This is a genomic window from Candidatus Tumulicola sp. (assembly GCA_035601835.1).
Taxonomy (GTDB): Bacteria; Vulcanimicrobiota; Vulcanimicrobiia; order Eremiobacterales; family Eremiobacteraceae; genus DATNNM01.
Genome location: DATNNM010000015.1, coordinates 58,976 through 73,915, shown reverse-complemented (window position 1 = coordinate 73,915; position 14,940 = coordinate 58,976). Strand labels below are relative to the sequence as shown.

General features: G+C 64.7%; 12 protein-coding genes. 9 read left to right on the top strand and 3 right to left on the bottom strand.

Features of this window, described 5'->3' with window-relative positions:
• Window positions 1–5: 5 nt before the first annotated feature.
• Window positions 6–611: a TMEM175 family protein gene (locus VN934_10085; GenBank protein ID HXM19136.1), complete on the top strand. Its 606-nt coding sequence runs from the start codon at window positions 6–8 to the stop codon at window positions 609–611.
• Here VN934_10085 and VN934_10080 read toward each other — a convergent pair.
• On the bottom strand, window positions 608–1,039 hold the full coding sequence (locus VN934_10080) for a hypothetical protein (GenBank protein ID HXM19135.1): 432 nt from the start codon (window positions 1,037–1,039) through the stop codon (window positions 608–610). The genes VN934_10085 and VN934_10080 overlap by 4 nt on opposite strands.
• A gap of 144 nt (window positions 1,040–1,183) precedes the next feature.
• Between VN934_10080 and VN934_10075 the strand changes: the two genes are divergently transcribed.
• From VN934_10075 to VN934_10040, 8 genes are all read left to right on the top strand, one after another.
• On the top strand, window positions 1,184–2,074 hold the full coding sequence (locus VN934_10075; GenBank protein HXM19134.1) for an NAD(P)-dependent oxidoreductase: 891 nt from the start codon (window positions 1,184–1,186) through the stop codon (window positions 2,072–2,074).
• 23 nt (window positions 2,075–2,097) lie between these two features.
• Window positions 2,098–3,144 (top strand): alcohol dehydrogenase catalytic domain-containing protein, encoded by a 1,047-nt coding sequence (locus VN934_10070; GenBank protein HXM19133.1) that lies wholly within the window; start codon window positions 2,098–2,100, stop codon window positions 3,142–3,144.
• A gap of 184 nt (window positions 3,145–3,328) precedes the next feature.
• On the top strand, window positions 3,329–4,384 hold the full coding sequence (locus VN934_10065) for a zinc-binding dehydrogenase (protein ID HXM19132.1): 1,056 nt from the start codon (window positions 3,329–3,331) through the stop codon (window positions 4,382–4,384).
• Window positions 4,381–4,836 (top strand): cupin domain-containing protein, encoded by a 456-nt coding sequence (locus VN934_10060; GenBank protein ID HXM19131.1) that lies wholly within the window; start codon window positions 4,381–4,383, stop codon window positions 4,834–4,836. The genes VN934_10065 and VN934_10060 overlap by 4 nt, the downstream gene beginning before the upstream one ends.
• 112 nt (window positions 4,837–4,948) lie before the next feature.
• Window positions 4,949–5,806 (top strand): fatty acid desaturase, encoded by an 858-nt coding sequence (locus VN934_10055; GenBank protein HXM19130.1) that lies wholly within the window; start codon window positions 4,949–4,951, stop codon window positions 5,804–5,806.
• Window positions 5,807–5,835: 29 nt separating this feature from the next.
• On the top strand, window positions 5,836–7,182 hold the full coding sequence (locus tag VN934_10050; GenBank protein ID HXM19129.1) for a cyclopropane-fatty-acyl-phospholipid synthase family protein: 1,347 nt from the start codon (window positions 5,836–5,838) through the stop codon (window positions 7,180–7,182).
• Between the two features lie 45 nt (window positions 7,183–7,227).
• A complete protein-coding gene (locus tag VN934_10045; GenBank protein ID HXM19128.1) occupies window positions 7,228–7,641 on the top strand; it encodes a hypothetical protein in 414 nt (137 codons plus the stop codon).
• Between the two features lie 11 nt (window positions 7,642–7,652).
• Window positions 7,653–8,654, top strand: coding sequence for a DUF2891 domain-containing protein (locus VN934_10040; protein HXM19127.1), 1,002 nt, complete (start codon window positions 7,653–7,655; stop codon window positions 8,652–8,654).
• Here the strand turns inward: VN934_10040 and VN934_10035 are convergent.
• The gene (locus VN934_10035; GenBank protein HXM19126.1) at window positions 8,647–11,820 is read right to left on the bottom strand and encodes an ATP-dependent DNA helicase; all 3,174 of its coding nucleotides are present in this window, start codon (window positions 11,818–11,820) and stop codon (window positions 8,647–8,649) included. The genes VN934_10040 and VN934_10035 overlap by 8 nt on opposite strands.
• Complete coding sequence (locus VN934_10030) at window positions 11,821–14,931, bottom strand: ATP-dependent DNA helicase (GenBank protein HXM19125.1); 3,111 nt, start codon at window positions 14,929–14,931, stop codon at window positions 11,821–11,823.
• Window positions 14,932–14,940 lie beyond the last annotated feature (9 nt).

The following is a 14,940-nucleotide window of genomic DNA, read 5'->3' as shown; positions in this document are numbered from 1 at the left end:
CACAAGTGAATAAAGGCAGGCTTGAAGCGTTCAGTGACGGCGTCTTCGCGATCGCGATCACGCTGCTCGTGCTCGAGCTGCGCGTGCCCGACCTTAAAGGTACGGGCGACAGCGCCCTAGCGGCCGCGCTCCTGGCGCAATGGCCGCAATACCTCGTCTACGCGGTGAGCTTCGCGATGATCGGCATCATGTGGCTCAACCATCACGCGATCTTCCAGAACATCGAAAAAGTTTCGTACGCGCTGTTGATGAGCAATCTCTTGCTGCTGATGGCGATCTCGTTCTTGCCGTACCCGACGTTGGTGCTCGCGCACTACGGACCGACGCCGATCACGATCTTGTTCTACGGAATCGTGCTCACGGTGATCGCGCTTGCGTATCGCGCCCTATTCTTCGCGGCGGATCCGCCCCCAGACGTGCCCGCCATCATCGGCTATCTGACGCAATGGAACCCGTGGACCACGGTCGGTCTGCTGAGTTACCTCGCGGCGATCGCGCTCGGTTGGTACAACCCGCTCGTGAGCATCGGCCTCTTCGCCGCCGTCGCGGTGTTCTACGCGCTGCCGAGCAGCATCACGATCGCCCTCCGCCGCGGCCGCCACGGCGCTTAACCCTTCGTCAGCGTCGCCGTAAAACTAAACGTCGTGGGAATATCAAGCGCGTCGTAGCTCGACGGCGCTGCGGCGGTCTCAAATCCGGACCCCGAGAGACTCCCGTCAGCGAGCACGTCGGCCGTGATCTGCAGGCTGCCGCGATCGCCGATGTTGAGCCACAGTTTGCCGTCTTTCTCGCCGCCGCTCACCGGCACATATGTCGACTCGTCATCGGGCACGTACCATCCCTGCACGATACCGTCCGGCGATACCGTGAACGTCAACTTTCCGGTGTACGCGCCGGGAGACGCAAGCGGGCCGACCTGCGTCAAGCTCGTGGTGTACGTCGTCAGCGGAATTGCGACTTGAGCCGATGCGACCGCCGGCGCGGCAAGCGCCGCCGCCGCGGTCAGGGCTCCAAGAGTCAAAGCGATTGTGCGAATCATTCGAATGTCGTCTCCATCATCATACGGGTTTGCGCCTGTTCCACTTTAGCATCAAAGCATGAGGATTTGCGGAAAGTGCCCAAAGCGCGCCGAAAACGCGCAAAGACCCAGGACCTTGCCCGCTCGACCGCCGATTAGTGTTAGATGAAAAACATCGGTCTGATCGGCGTCGGCGCGATGGGCGAGCCGATGGGCGCATCGCTCATGCGCGCAGGCTTCACGTTGCGCGCGTGCGCCCATAAGTCTCGCGAGCGGCTCGAGCGGCTGCTCGCGCAAGGCGCGACCGAAGCGCCCGATCCGGCTGCCGTGGCGCAGGCCAGCGACGCGGTGATCACCATGGTCCCCGACGCGCCGCAGGTAGAAGAAGCGCTGTTCGCGCCGCGCGGGGTCGCGGCGGGCATGAAAAAGGGCGGCTACGTCATCGACATGTCCACGATATCGCCCGTGGCTTCGCGTGATTTCCACACGCGCCTATCCGCAAAGGGCATCAAGATGCTCGACGCGCCCGTTTCGGGCGGACCCGCGCGCGCCGCCACCGGTGAACTCACCATCATGGCGGGCGGTGATCCGGAGACGTTCGCTGCGTGCGAGCCGATCTTGCAGGCGATGGGCAAGCCGACGCTGGTCGGCCCAGACGGGATGGGCGAGACCTTCAAGCTCGTCAATCAGATCATCATTTCGATCGTCATGCTCGCCAACGTCGAGGCGCTGGTCTTCGCCAAGAAATCCGGCGCCGACATCGATCTCGTGCGAAAAGTCATCGCGACGGCGACCGGCTCGAACTACCTGCTCGACAAGTGGCTGCCCAACACGTGGTTCAAAGGAAGCCACGAAGGCGGCTTCGCACTGGATCTGCTGCGCAAGGATCTGCACGCCGCGCTGGATGCCGGCAAACACATGCAGGTCCCGATGCTCGCCTCAACGCTTGCCGCGCAGCTGTACGACGGCGCTTCGACGGAAGGCTTCGGCAAACTCGATTACAGCGTGGTCGCGGAACAGTACGAGCGCGCCGCAGGCGTGCGCGTGATCGCGTAAGAAGCCAGAACCTCAGGGCACGCATGCGTCAAGCGCAACTCTCGTCGCCGAGCACCATCGAATGGCGCGAGTCCCCCACGCCGCATCCGCAGTCGGGCGAGATCCTCGTGCGCATACGCGCGGCGCTCACCTGCGGCACCGATCTTAAGACATACCGGCGCGGTCATCCGAAGATGAAGTACGGACCGTTCGGGCACGAAGCTTCGGGCGACGTCATCGCCGTGGGCCCCAACGTGAGGGACTTCAAACCCGGCGACGCGGTGATGTGGGTGCAGACCGCGCCGTGCGGTGAGTGTCAGCGCTGCGTCTCGGGGTACGAGAACTTATGCGAGCGCTTGTGGGAAAGCGCGGCGCTCGGAGCGTACGCCGACATGATGATGCTGCCGCCGCATATCGTGCGGCGCAACGTCTTTCGCAAACCGGTCGGCGTCAGTTACATCGAAGCTGCGTTCTTGGAGCCGCTGGCGTGCATCGTGCACGGCTGGCGCGTGCTGCGCCGCGCCAACGCCGAACGCCCGATGCCGCACAACCTCGCCATCATCGGAGCCGGCGCCATCGGCATGATGCACTTGCTCTACGCCGTGCACGCGCGCGTCCGCACCACGGTGATCGCGCGCCGAGGCGATCGGCTGGCGCTTGCGGCACGGCTCGGCGCGCACGAGACGATCGACGCGCGCGAGTCGGCCAAGATGTCGGGGTTGCTGACGCAGCAATTCGCCGCCGTGATCGAGTGCGCGGGCTCCGCCGAGGCCTGGCGCGAGGCGATCTCGATCGTGCGCCCGGGCGGCCGGGTTTTGCTCTTCGGCGGCCTGCCGTCCGGCTCGGAAGTGTCGATCGACGCCACGCGCTTCCATTATGACGAGCTCACCATGCTCGGAGCGTTCCATTTCACGCCGGATGACGTGCGCGAGGCGCGCGACCTGCTCGTCGCCGGCTCGCTAGAACTGCGCGCGCTCGTCTCGGGCATCGCGCCGCTCGGCAATCTGAAGGATATCTTCGAGCGCCTCGATCGGCGCGAGGGTTACAAGTACGCGCTGATCCCCGAACCCGCCCCCGCCGAATGGACATGACCATCGTAGCCACGATTATATGTAGCCACGGACCTTTAGGTCCGTGCATAAAACGTAGCCACGGAGCTTTAGGTCCGTGTTGTAGTGCCGGGGCTTTAGCCCCGGAAAATGTAGCGTTCCGAGCGAAGCTCGGATGTGGCATGCCGGACTTTAGTCCGGCGCGTCGAAAATGAAAGTCAACAGCATGCCAACCTCAACTCGAGCCGCCGTCTACGAACGCGGCGGCGACGTTTCGGTGAAAGAAGTCCCGCTACCGGCGCCCCAGCCTGGAGAACTGCTGGTGCGCGTCACCGCGTGCGGCCTTTGCCCCGGCGAAGTGACGCCGTGGTACAACGATCGCAAGGCGCCATTCGTGCTCGGCCACGAGCCCGTCGCCGTCATCGAAGCGTGCGGCGAAGGAGCTGCGCCGGCGGACGGCAAGCCGTTCGAGCCGGGCGAGCGCGTCTTCATCCACCACCACGCGCCGTGCATGACTTGCCGGCGCTGCGAACGCGGCGACTACGTGCAGTGCGAGACCTGGCGCAAAACGCGGCTGGAGCCCGGCGGCATGTCGCAGTATGCGATCGTGCCCGCGCCAAGCGTGCGCGTGGACGTGCTGCGCATACCCCCGGAAGTAGACGACGATCGGGCAACCCTGGTCGAACCCCTCGCAACCGTGGTGAAGTCGCTACGGCGCGCGCGCTTGCGCGAAGGCGACCGCGTTCTCGTCATAGGCCTGGGCGTTATGGGAATGCTGCATATCGCGCTCGCGCGCGAACGCGGCGCACAGCTTGTGATCGGCGCGGACCGGGTCGCCTCCCGAGTCACCCGCGCCAAAGACTTCGGCGCGCATGTCGCGTTCGATGTCCAGCACGAACCGCTGCCGCGTCAGATCGCGGAGGCGACCGGCGGCGAGGGAGCAGACGTCGTGATCGTCGGACCCGGTTCGGTCAGCGCGCTTGAGTCGGCGGCGCACTGCGTGGCGCCCGGCGGCACGATCGTGATCTTCGGGCCGACGCAGTCGCACGAGCGCTGGCCCCTTCGGGTGCACGATTTCTATTTCAAAGACGTCAGCGTCGTGACAAGCTACTCGGCTGGGCCCAACGACACGCGCGAAGCGCTCGACTTGCTCGCCAACGGCCTGTCCGTCGGACCCCTGGTCACGCATCGATTCGGGTTGGACTCCGTCGCCGAGGCCTACCGCATGGTGGCGGCGGCACAGGACGCGCTCAAAGTCATCGTGTACCCCAACAAAACATGAAACACGAATTCAAGCCGGCCGACCATACTTGGGAAGGCATCGAACCGAAAGGTTACAAGGCTGACAACAAGTCAGAAGGCGACGGCTTCCGCGGCGTGACGAAGCACGTCATCTCGGGCGATCGCGGCGAGCCGTGCAACTTCGTCGTGCGCTATTTCGAGGTCGAGCCCGGCGGCTACACGCGCCTCGAACGGCATGAGCACATCCACTCGGTGACCGTGGTGCGCGGGCGGGGATACGCGGTGGTCGGAAGCGATGTCCATCCATTGCGCCATCTGGATCACGTCTACGTAGCCCCGATGACCCTGCATCAGTTCGTGAACGACGGCCCCGAGCCGTTCGGCTTCATGTGTATCGTGGATTCGCCGCGCGATCGCGGCCAAAAGGCGACCCCGGAAGAGGTCGCGGCGCTCGAACGCGGAGCCGCTACCACCGGCAAGGTCCGCAGCTAACCTGTCCCGCAAACCCATTGAGCCTCGTCACGGCATAGTTAGCGAGCACTCTGGGTAGACAGTAATGAAGGACGTGGCGTGGCACAATCTCGCCTAGAATATTTGTGGTTCCATGAATCGTAAAAAGTTCCAGTGGCCGGTGGGGCTGGCACTCGGCGTCTTGCACGTTGGCGCTCTCGCGGCGCTGATTCCCGCATTCTTTTCGTGGAGCGCCCTCGGCGTCGCGATCGCGCTCTGGTGGTTCACGGGAGCCATGGGCATCGCGCTCTGTTTCCACCGCACGCTCACGCATCGCAGCGTGGTCCTTCCCAGGCCCTTCGAATACCTCACGGCGCTGTTCGGAACGCTCGCGCTGCAGGGCGGTCCCATTGAATGGGTCGCCACCCATCGTCTCCACCATGCCCACGCCGATGCCGAAGGCGATCCGCACGACGCGCATCGCGGCCTATGGTGGTCGCACATCGATTGGCTGTATCGCAAGAACGACGCGCGGCCGAACGAAGATGAGATGCGCCGCTACGCCGCCGACCTATGGGCACAGCCCTACTATCGCTTCCTGCAGCGCTACTATCTATGGATCCAAGTGGCGCTCGGCTTAGTGCTGTTCGCCGTAGGCGGCATCGGCTGGGTCGTGTGGGGCCTCTTCGTGCGCACCGTCTTCGTGTATCACATCACCTGGTTCGTCAATAGCGCCGCACACCGCTTTGGTTACCGCACGTATCGAACGACCGACCTCTCCACCAACTGCTGGTGGGTGGCGCTGCTGACGTGGGGCGAAGGCTGGCACAACAACCACCACGCGTTCCCATCCTCGGCGCGCCATGGCCTGCGCTGGTTCGAGTTCGATCCGACATGGATCTCGATCAAATTGCTGAAGCTCGTGCGGCTCGTTCGCGACGTCAAGCTGCCCACCCAAGCCATGCAAGAGCGTCTCGCCATGCCGCGCTCGCAGGTTCAAACGGAACCGTAGACTAAAAGGTCGGGCCTCCGATGCAAGACGTGACCACAAGCCTGGACGCCCGACCCATACCACAAACCGGCGCGGCGAAGACCGCACGCGACGTCGTGCAGCGCCTCTTCAGAGATACCGCCGCCGACGTCGCGCTCGAACTGGGCGACGGGACGAGATTGTACGAGCCGGCTGACCGGCCAAGCGCGACGATCGTCATCCGGCATCCGGGCGTTCTGCGGGCACTGCTGATCCGCTCGTCGGATCTCGCGACCGGCGAAGCGCTCGTGCGCGGCGACATCGCGGTGCTCGGCGACGCCGAGCGAGCTTTTGCAGCCATCGACGCCGTCGCCGCCGAACGCTCTCCCACCGACTGGCTCGCAATCGTAGCTCTGTCCGCGCGCTTACCCCGCTCTCCTGAAACGACGCCTTCACCAGGGGGTCGCGGGCCAGCGCGTTTGCGCGGCCGTCTGCACACGCTGGCGCGCGATCGCGCCGCGATCGCATATCACTATGACGTCTCAAACGACTTCTACCGGCTGTGGCTCGATCGCGATCTGACCTATTCGTGCGCGTATTTCCGCGATGAAGGCGATTCGCTCGACGACGCGCAGCAGCACAAGTTCGAGCACATCTGCCGCAAGCTGCGCCTGCAGCGCGGCGAACGGCTGCTTGACGTCGGCTGCGGCTGGGGCGGACTCGTCCGCTTCGCCGCTCGTGAGTACGGCGCGCGTGCCGTCGGCATCACTTTGAGTCAGAGACAGGTGGACTACGCGCGCGAGCGCATCGCGGCGGAGGGCCTCGCGGGCGCGTGCACGATCGAATTGCTCGACTACCGCGAACTCAAAGCGCTCGGTGCGTTCGACAAGGCGGCCAGCGTCGGCATGGTCGAGCACGTGGGCGAAGCGCTGCTGCCGATTTATTTTCGTTCCGTCTTGGACGCGCTGCGCCCGGGCGGCTTGTTCCTCAACCACGGCATCACGGTGCAGCGTGAGAAGCCCACGGGGCTGCGCGCGCTCGCAGGGCGCTTTTTCCCCGAGCGCTCGAACTTCATCGAACAGTACGTGTTCCCCGACGGCGAAATACCGCGTCTGGCCAAGGAGACGGAAGCCGCCGAGGACGTGGGCTTTGAAGTGCGTGACGTCGAGAACTTGCGCGAGCACTACGCGAGCACGCTGCGCCAATGGGTGCGGCGACTGGAGGCGCACGAGTCCGAGGCCCGCGCATTGGTCGGCGACGCGACCTACAACACGTGGCGCTTTTACATGTCGGGCTCGGCGCATAACTTCGCGACTGGCCGTCTGGGCCTCGTGCAGATGCTGCTCGCAAAACGCAGCGCCGATGGCCGCTCGCATCTCCCGCCCACCCGCGCAGACATTTACGAAGCTCGGACGTAATTGTAGCTCGGATGTAGTGCCGGGGCTTTAGCCCCGGGGGAGCGTATGAAGACTCAACGACTTCTCATCGCCCTCACCTTGGTCAATATGATCCTGCTAATGTTCTTCTTGGCTCAGCCGCGTCCGGGCGTTGCGCAAGACGTGGCACCGGTGCTGCGTGGGCGCGCGCTTGAAATCGTAGATGGCCGCGGGCGGGTGCGCGCAAGCATCTCGGTTCTGCCGGCAGATCCCGCCGTGAAGATGCCCGACGGCACGACCGGATATCCAGAGACGGTGCTCCTTCGGCTGATCATTTCAAAAGGCCGACCCGACGTAAAGCTCGCTGCCACGGAGCGAGGGGCGGCACTGGTTCTCGGCGGCGAATCTGACCCGACCTACGTGCAGATACTGGCGGAAGGCGCCAGCACTTCCTTGAAGTTGAGCAACAAAAACCGGCGGGAGCTCCTGATCAAACCGTAAGGTTTTTAAGCATGACGCAGGCTACCGCCACGAAACTTGCGGCTTTGGCGCTTCGCAACATCAGACGCGAGTTTCCGGCCGCGATCTTGCACGTCGCCGGTTCGAAACGTGAAAGCCGGCGTTCGCAACGCGATCTGCACCCGTCGTTCTACGGCTGCTTCGATTGGCACTCGTCCGTCGAGACGCACTGGTCGCTCGTGCGTCTGACGCGGCTTTTTCCCACGGCGCGGTTCGTTCCGCGCGTCGTGCGCGAGCTTTCCAAGAGCTTTGCGGCTGGGAGCACCGCCGCGGAGGCGCGCTATGTCGCGGCGCATCCCGGCTTCGAGCGCCCGTACGGCCTGGCATGGCTCCTCCAACTCGCCGCCGAGCTCCACACCTCGGATGTGGCGTTCCGAGCGAAGCTCGGAAAATGGTCCTCGGCATTACGCCCACTCGAGCGCCTAGCGGTCAAGAACCTGACCGTCTGGCTGAAGAAGCTGCCGCACCCAATGCGCACAGGAACGCACAACCAGACCGCGTTCAGCATGGGACTGATGCTGGACTACGCGCGCACGCGCGGCGATCGGCGTTTCGAGCGGCTGCTAATAAAGACCGCAAAGCGCTTCTATGCGAAAGATCGAAACGCGCCGCTTGCCTATGATCTCGGCGGCGAAGACTTTCTCTCACCCGCGCTCGGCGAGGCCGATCTCATGCGCCGCATTGTACAACCGAGGCCGTTCGCTCACTGGCTAACAAAGTTCTTGCCCCAACTTCGGATGACGCCGGTGCGCACGCCCGATCGCGCCGACGGCCGATTGGCGCACCTGGACGGCTTGAATATCAGCCGCGCGTGGATGTTGGAAGGCATCGCCTCGGGATTGCCGCCGCACGACGCGCGTATCGTCGCATTGCAAAGTGCCGCTGCAGCGCACCGAAGAGCGGGGTTACAAGCCCTGTCTTCTGATCGCTACGAGCTCACGCACTGGCTCGGCGCGTATGCCACCTATCTTGAAACCAAGTCCGGGGTTACTTGAGGTAAGCATCGCAGGGAGCGGCCCGATAAGCGCAACTCCGACACCAATCACCGGGTTTCGGCGTAACGTCGGCGGCGCGCATGCCGGCTGCGATGTGCTGGATACGGGTGACGACCTCGTCGAACGCCAGTGGATCGACCGTTTCGATTGTAAACGTGTCTTTTTCGAAACGTCCGATCGCGCACGCAGCCCTGTCCACAGAATAGACCCGATGCGCAGCCTCGCGATAGATGCCGAGCTGCAGCTCAGCCGAAGCGGCTTTGCCGGTCTTGTAGTCGAGAATCGTGACATTCCCCGCAGGATCAGCGGCGATGAGGTCGATGAACCCCGTGACGACGACGTCACCGACTTGCAGCGTAAAAGGTGCTTCCGCCGCGATCACGCGCCAGCCGTCCAACTTCGCGATCGCTTCGTGCACCGCGCCCGAAGCTCGCTTGCGGTCAGCGGCCTTGACGTGCAGATTCAGATCGGCCGTCGCCTCCTCCAAATAGGCCTGTGGAGGGCGGGCGGGCGCGGCTTGGAGACGGTCGCGCGCCCAACGCTCCAACGCGCGGTGCACGAGCCGCCCGAATTCGCCCGCGGCAAGCAGCGAGGTCGGCTCTGCCGGAACTTGTAGTGCCTCGTCTTGTAGTGCCGGGGCTTTAGCCCCGGAAACATCTTCAGAGGGCGGCGACAAGTCGGGCAAGCGCAGCACCGTGCGATACGTGACGCTGCGCGGGCAGCGCTCGAAGGCCTGCAGCGTGGAGAAGGAGAGCGGCGGCAGCGCAACCGTTGCTGTAGCGACCCGAGCACCAGCTCGGGTGTAGAGTTCCGAGCGAAACTCGGATGTAGAGTTCCGAGCGAAGCTCGGAAGTGATGCCTTCAGGTTCGCGCGAGTTGCAGCCGCCGGCAGCGGTTCGTCTGGGGGCCAGCCTCGGTTTGCGACCCAATCCTCGGCCTCACGGATGAACTGGTGAGGCGTGCCGCGAGGGTTGGTGTCGGTGTAGTGGAGGCGCCCGCCCAGAATGAACAGCTCGTCGCGGGCGCGTGTGAGCGCCACGTAGAAGAGGCGCCGCTCCTCGGCATCGCGTGCTAACTTTGCGGCGCCTTCGGCGGGGTTGTAGCAGCCGTCCGCATCGGGATGCGCGCGCGCGGCGAAGACATGAAAAGGCAGGCTCCCATCTTGGCCCTCCGCGCACAGCAACGCTCCTGAGCCTGGGTCGCGCCAGATGAGACTCGACGGTTTGCCCGCAGGCCACACGTCGATGACGAACACATACGGCCATTCGAGTCCTTTCGCCGCGTGCACGGTCATGATGCTCACCGCGTTGTCCGACGGCGGGTCGGCCTCGCGATCGTCGAATTCAATCGCCGCAAGTTCGTTGATGTAGCGCACGAAGTCGCTGGCCCGCGCCTCGCGGTTGCGCTCCAGGAAGCTCAGCGCCAAGCGCTCGAGTTTGCGCAGGTTGGCGACCGCCTGCTCATCGCCGAGGGCCTCGTACCGGCGCGCCAGTCCGGAGTGCTCGAGTACCGCGGCAAGCGCCTCATCGAGTCCGGCTCCAGAAAATGGTTCGATCGCGTCCACCGTATGTCGCAGTCGCGTCAGGCGCTCGCGCGTGTCTTCATCGAGCGTCTCGCTGAGCGCATCGACAAGGATCCTACGCGCAAAGCCGGTCTGGTCGCTGCCCAGGTCCTGCGTCAACTCGGCGAGCGTCGCATCGCTAAGCCCGCACGCCTCAGAAGCGGTCAGACGCGCGAGAGCCTTGCCATCGAGCGGGTCGCTCAGCACGCGCAGCCACGCCAGCGCATCGCGTATCTCGTTGGTCTCGTAGAAGCCCGCGCCGCCCAGCAGCCGAAATGGCACGCCGGCTTCGAGCAGCGCTGCGGTGAACGGTTGGACGTTCGTCTTGTTGCGGGTCAGCATGGCGATCTCTCGCGGCGCGACCCGTCCACTTTCGAGCAGCGCAGCGATCTGCGACGCCGCAAAGCGTGCTTGCGCCCGGCGATTGGCTTCCGCGTTGGGGCGCGGATTCGTGGCGCTTTCCCAGCTGCTGCGGACGTGCACGATCGGGGAACCCGCGCCGCCGCGGTTCGCTCGGAGCGCTTGAGCATCGCCCGTCTGAGGGGCGATGATCTCGTGCGCGAGGTCCAGGATCTCCTGGCGTGATCGGCGGTTCTCCGATAGCGCGAATGGAACGCATCCCGGTAGAGCGGCGAACGTGCGGACGTTATCCGGAACGGCCCCACGGAACCCGAAGATGCTTTGGCGCGGATCGCCGACAACCGTGACGCACTCGAGGCCCGCGCCGAACAGTGTTTGCAAGAAACGATGCTGGGCAAGATCGGTGTCCTGGTATTCGTCCACGATGCAGTGCTTATACCGACCGCGCAGCTCCTGAGCAAGTCGCGGGTTTTCCGCGATGCCCTTGCGAGCCAGCAGCAGCAGATCGGCGTAGGTCAGCGCGTGGCGCTGCTGCAAACGCGCATAGTAGCGCGCGAAGACCGCGGCGGCGGCTATCACTCGGGCGCGCGCTTCCTCCGCCTCCTGCGCTAATTCGTCGTCGGTCGTCGTCCCTTCAGCCTTGAGGGGAGCGCCCTTTTTTCCGCGCTTTTGAATGCTGCGGAAAGGGATCTTCTGGATTGCGTCGGTCGCGGCAATGGCGTGGCTCCTAAAGGTCTCGACATCGATGGCCTCTTCCTTGAGATCTTGGGCGACGTCGAAAAGCTCGCGTACGAATTGCTCGCGCATCGCGGAGCGCAAGGGAAACGCCGAAGCGTCGGCCTCCACGCCGTAGATCACTTCATCGAACGCGGTGAGGAACTCCAGCCGTGCATCGAGGTCCTCGATGACGGTGCTGTCGGGCGACACGCCGAGATCGTAGGCGTGGTCGGCCAGCACCGATGCCGCAAACGCGTGAAAGGTCGAGCAATGCGGCGGATCGATCGCGGGGCCTAGCAGCTCGAGCACGCGCCGGCGTAGTTCCGCGGCGGCTTTGCGAGCGAAGGTGAGGAGCAAGACGTTCTTCGCCTCGCAGCGATCCTTCTGGTGCAGGTATGCGACGCGGTGGATGATGGTATGGGTCTTACCCGTGCCGGCGCCGGCATCCACGATCGCCGGCTGGTTCACAGGATGCTCGACGACGGCTTGCTGTTCGTCGGAGACATCGGCCCATCGCTGCTCGACCATTCAGGCGACCGTGCCCGCGCCGGTGCAGGCATCCTTGAAATCACACCACCGGCATGTGGACTCGTCCGAAGCCGTCGCAAACGCTTCGAGCCTGCCGGCCGCAAGGTCGCGCGCGATGGCTGCCGCGATGGCGTCCACGGCTTGCGCGATCTCGGCGCGAGTCAGGAACAGCTCGGGCTCAAGACCGGCCCCCCGTTCTGCGTCGTCGAGCACCTGCACATCATCGACGAGTAAGGCCCCCTCTTGTTTGCTCTTCCCGCGGAAATAGACGTACTGCACTCTTACCACGCGCTCGCCATATTTCTCTTCGGCGAGCGCCATGTAAAGCGGCAGTTGTAGATTGAGCCCAGTCGGCACATCGCCCGCCAGGGGCTCGCCGGTATCGAGCCGCTCGAACGCTTGTCTCAAAGTTTTCGCAAGAAACCCGTGCCGGCGACTGGCCTTGAAATCTCGGATGACCAAACCGCCGGACTCCAGGCGGTCGACACGATCGGCCAACCCGTGGAAAGCGACCCCCGCAATCGCGCCGTCTAGCTCCAGCTCGGTCGCCTGAACCGTGAACGGTCTGCTGCGCGCTTCTTGCTCGAGCCACGCCGCGTACTCATCCAGATGCCGCTCAGCCGCCGCACGGGTGTAACGAAGAAAACCGGCATCTAGCGGCAAGCGGAGCTCGACGGCCGCCTCCCGCATCTCGCGCTCAAGCAAATCGATGAGTTTCGTCCGCCACGCGGCTCGCAGCGCGCCAAAGTCATCGCGTGCCGCAAAGCTTCGCTCGTCGAGATGGAAGGCCGCGAGCGTGCGGTGCAGCAGCTTGCCGAGCAGCGTGACCTCTTTGTCCATTTCGGGCTTCAATCGCAACACGTAGTGGTAGAAGAAGCGGCGTGGGCAGATCAGGAACGTTGAGACCATCGACGGCGAGAGCCGCTCGATCGCCCGCCGCACCGGCCGACGCGGCTGAACTTCTGGTTCTGTGATCTGTGGAGCGGGAGCTTTAGCTCCTGCTGACTCCTCATGTAGTGCCGGGGCTTTAGCCCCGGGAATTGACATCGGAATCCCATACGCGAACGGCGAAAGCGCTAATTCGATGTCATCGCGATCCGCGGCAGCCGCCGTGACGAGCACCTCGCGGCGCGCGCGCGTGAGCGCGACGTACCACAATGAGCACTCCTCGCGATTCACTTCGCTCGGCTCGGCGAACAGCGCCGACCCGTGCCGGCGAAGCGCCTGAACCGATGCGTGCGGCAAGAGCGCGTGGCCTCGCTCGCGTTGCGGCAGCGTGCCGTCAAGTGCCTGAGGTACGATCACGCAGTCAAACTCGAGGCCTTTGGCCGCGTGGATCGACATGACGTGGACGCCATCCGCGTCGGCCGGCGGAGCTTCGGCCGGATCCGCAACCAGACCGGAAAGCTCGGCGATGTCGGCGATAAGGCGCGCCGGTTCCACCACCTTGCCGCTCAACGCGCGCTCCGTGGCCACCATGTCGCGCGCGGCCTCAGCGAGCGCGCCAAGGCGCGCGGGCGACGCGCGCAGGTCGAACCCCGCCGGCGCGGTCTCTTCGCGCACGGGGCGCAGCAGATCGAGTTCACGCGCAATGACCAAGAGCACGCTCGCTGCGTCGGCGTCGCGCGCGTCTTTGACCACGCGTTCCCACGCGCGGGCGAACTGGCGGAAGGGCCGCACGCCATCGGGCGGATAGCGGTGCAGAGCAGGCAACGCGCCGGAGAGATGGTCGCGCCGCGCGGCATCGAATGCCATGCGCACGCCGACCGCGCGAAATCCGATGACGGGATTGGTCAGAAGCCGCGTCCACAGCGCGTGTTCGACTTCGCGGTCGCGCTCGTTCTGCTCGGGAGTCGGCTCGTCGAGAGCGAGCAGGCGCATCGCCGTCAGCACGGCGCCGATGACCGGGTCGGCGAGAAAACCGGCGATCGGTCGTGCCGCGACCGGAATGCCGCGCGCATCCAGGCCCGCGACGATGTCGCTCTGATACGGTTCGGTCACACGTAACAACACGGCGATCTCGCGCGCAGGTATTCCAGCATGGATGCGCGCGGCGATCTCGTTGCAGATCAGCTCGACTTCCGCGCCCGGGTCGGCCGGCCGTGCCAGCGCGACGCTTCCCTGTACCGCCTGGTCCTCCGCCGTGGTCAACGACTTCGGATCGAGTTGCGGCGTGGCGTTGGCGACATCCAAGATAGCCTGCGCCGACCTGCGATTGGTGCTGAGTTCCAACTCCCGGCACGCGAAAATCCGTTGTGCCGAGCTGATATTCTCCGGCGCAGCGCCTCGAAAACGATAGATCGATTGGTTGAAATCGCCGACGAAACAGATCTCTGGGTTTGGATGCTCGCGCTGCGGTTCCGGCCCTGCGAGCATCTTCAACAATTCGAGCTGCAAGATGTCGCTGTCTTGGAATTCATCCACGAGGATGTGCCGAAACCCGCCGCGGTCACGCAGCCAGCGCGCGGCCGGGGTGTCAGGCGAGCGAAGCGCATCGAGCGCATCGGCCACGAGATCGCGGAAGTCGGACAGCTCGAGTCGCGCGCGGTCCTCGTTCATCGCATGATACATTGTGGCGATGTCGCGCAGCCTCGGGTCGGAGCCGGCCGCCGCGTCGACGTCCGCAGGCTTCATGCCCTGCCCTTTGAGCTGAGCGATCAGGTTGAGCGCGTCGGTGGCGAACGTTGGGCTCGTGCGGACCTCCTCATCGAATGACCGCAGCGGCACACGTTCCGCTACGCGCTTGAAGAGCAGCCGTTCCTTGACCGGCGTCAAGAGATTGCGCTCGCGGAAACGCGGGCCGTCGCCGTCGAGCAAGCGGGCGCAGAAACTATGAAACGTGTTGACGAACAGCTCGCTGACCGCAAGTCCGGCGCCCCTGCGCTCTTCCAGCCGCTGAACGATGCGCTCGAGCATCTGATCGGCGGCGCGCCGCGAGAACGTCAAGACCAAAATGGCGGAAGGATCGAGGTGGTCGTCGGCGACCAGCGAAGCGAATCTGCGCGCCAGCGTTTCGGTCTTACCGGTACCCGGCCCGGCGAAGACCAGCGCGTGGCTGCCTCGGTGAGCGATGACCCGCAACTGCTCGGCGGTGGGTTCGAAGCGTTCCATCAATCCGAC

Coding starts and splice junctions, on each gene's coding strand:
- VN934_10080 (HXM19135.1), bottom strand. CDS start 1,039: ATGATTCGCACAATCGCTTTGACTCTTGGAGCCCTGACCGCGGCGGCG.
- VN934_10075 (HXM19134.1), top strand. CDS start 1,184: ATGAAAAACATCGGTCTGATCGGCGTCGGCGCGATGGGCGAGCCGATG.
- VN934_10070 (HXM19133.1), top strand. CDS start 2,098: ATGCGTCAAGCGCAACTCTCGTCGCCGAGCACCATCGAATGGCGCGAG.
- VN934_10065 (HXM19132.1), top strand. CDS start 3,329: ATGCCAACCTCAACTCGAGCCGCCGTCTACGAACGCGGCGGCGACGTT.
- VN934_10060 (HXM19131.1), top strand. CDS start 4,381: ATGAAACACGAATTCAAGCCGGCCGACCATACTTGGGAAGGCATCGAA.
- VN934_10055 (HXM19130.1), top strand. CDS start 4,949: ATGAATCGTAAAAAGTTCCAGTGGCCGGTGGGGCTGGCACTCGGCGTC.
- VN934_10045 (HXM19128.1), top strand. CDS start 7,228: ATGAAGACTCAACGACTTCTCATCGCCCTCACCTTGGTCAATATGATC.
- VN934_10040 (HXM19127.1), top strand. CDS start 7,653: ATGACGCAGGCTACCGCCACGAAACTTGCGGCTTTGGCGCTTCGCAAC.
- VN934_10035 (HXM19126.1), bottom strand. CDS start 11,820: ATGGTCGAGCAGCGATGGGCCGATGTCTCCGACGAACAGCAAGCCGTC.
- VN934_10030 (HXM19125.1), bottom strand. CDS start 14,931: ATGGAACGCTTCGAACCCACCGCCGAGCAGTTGCGGGTCATCGCTCAC.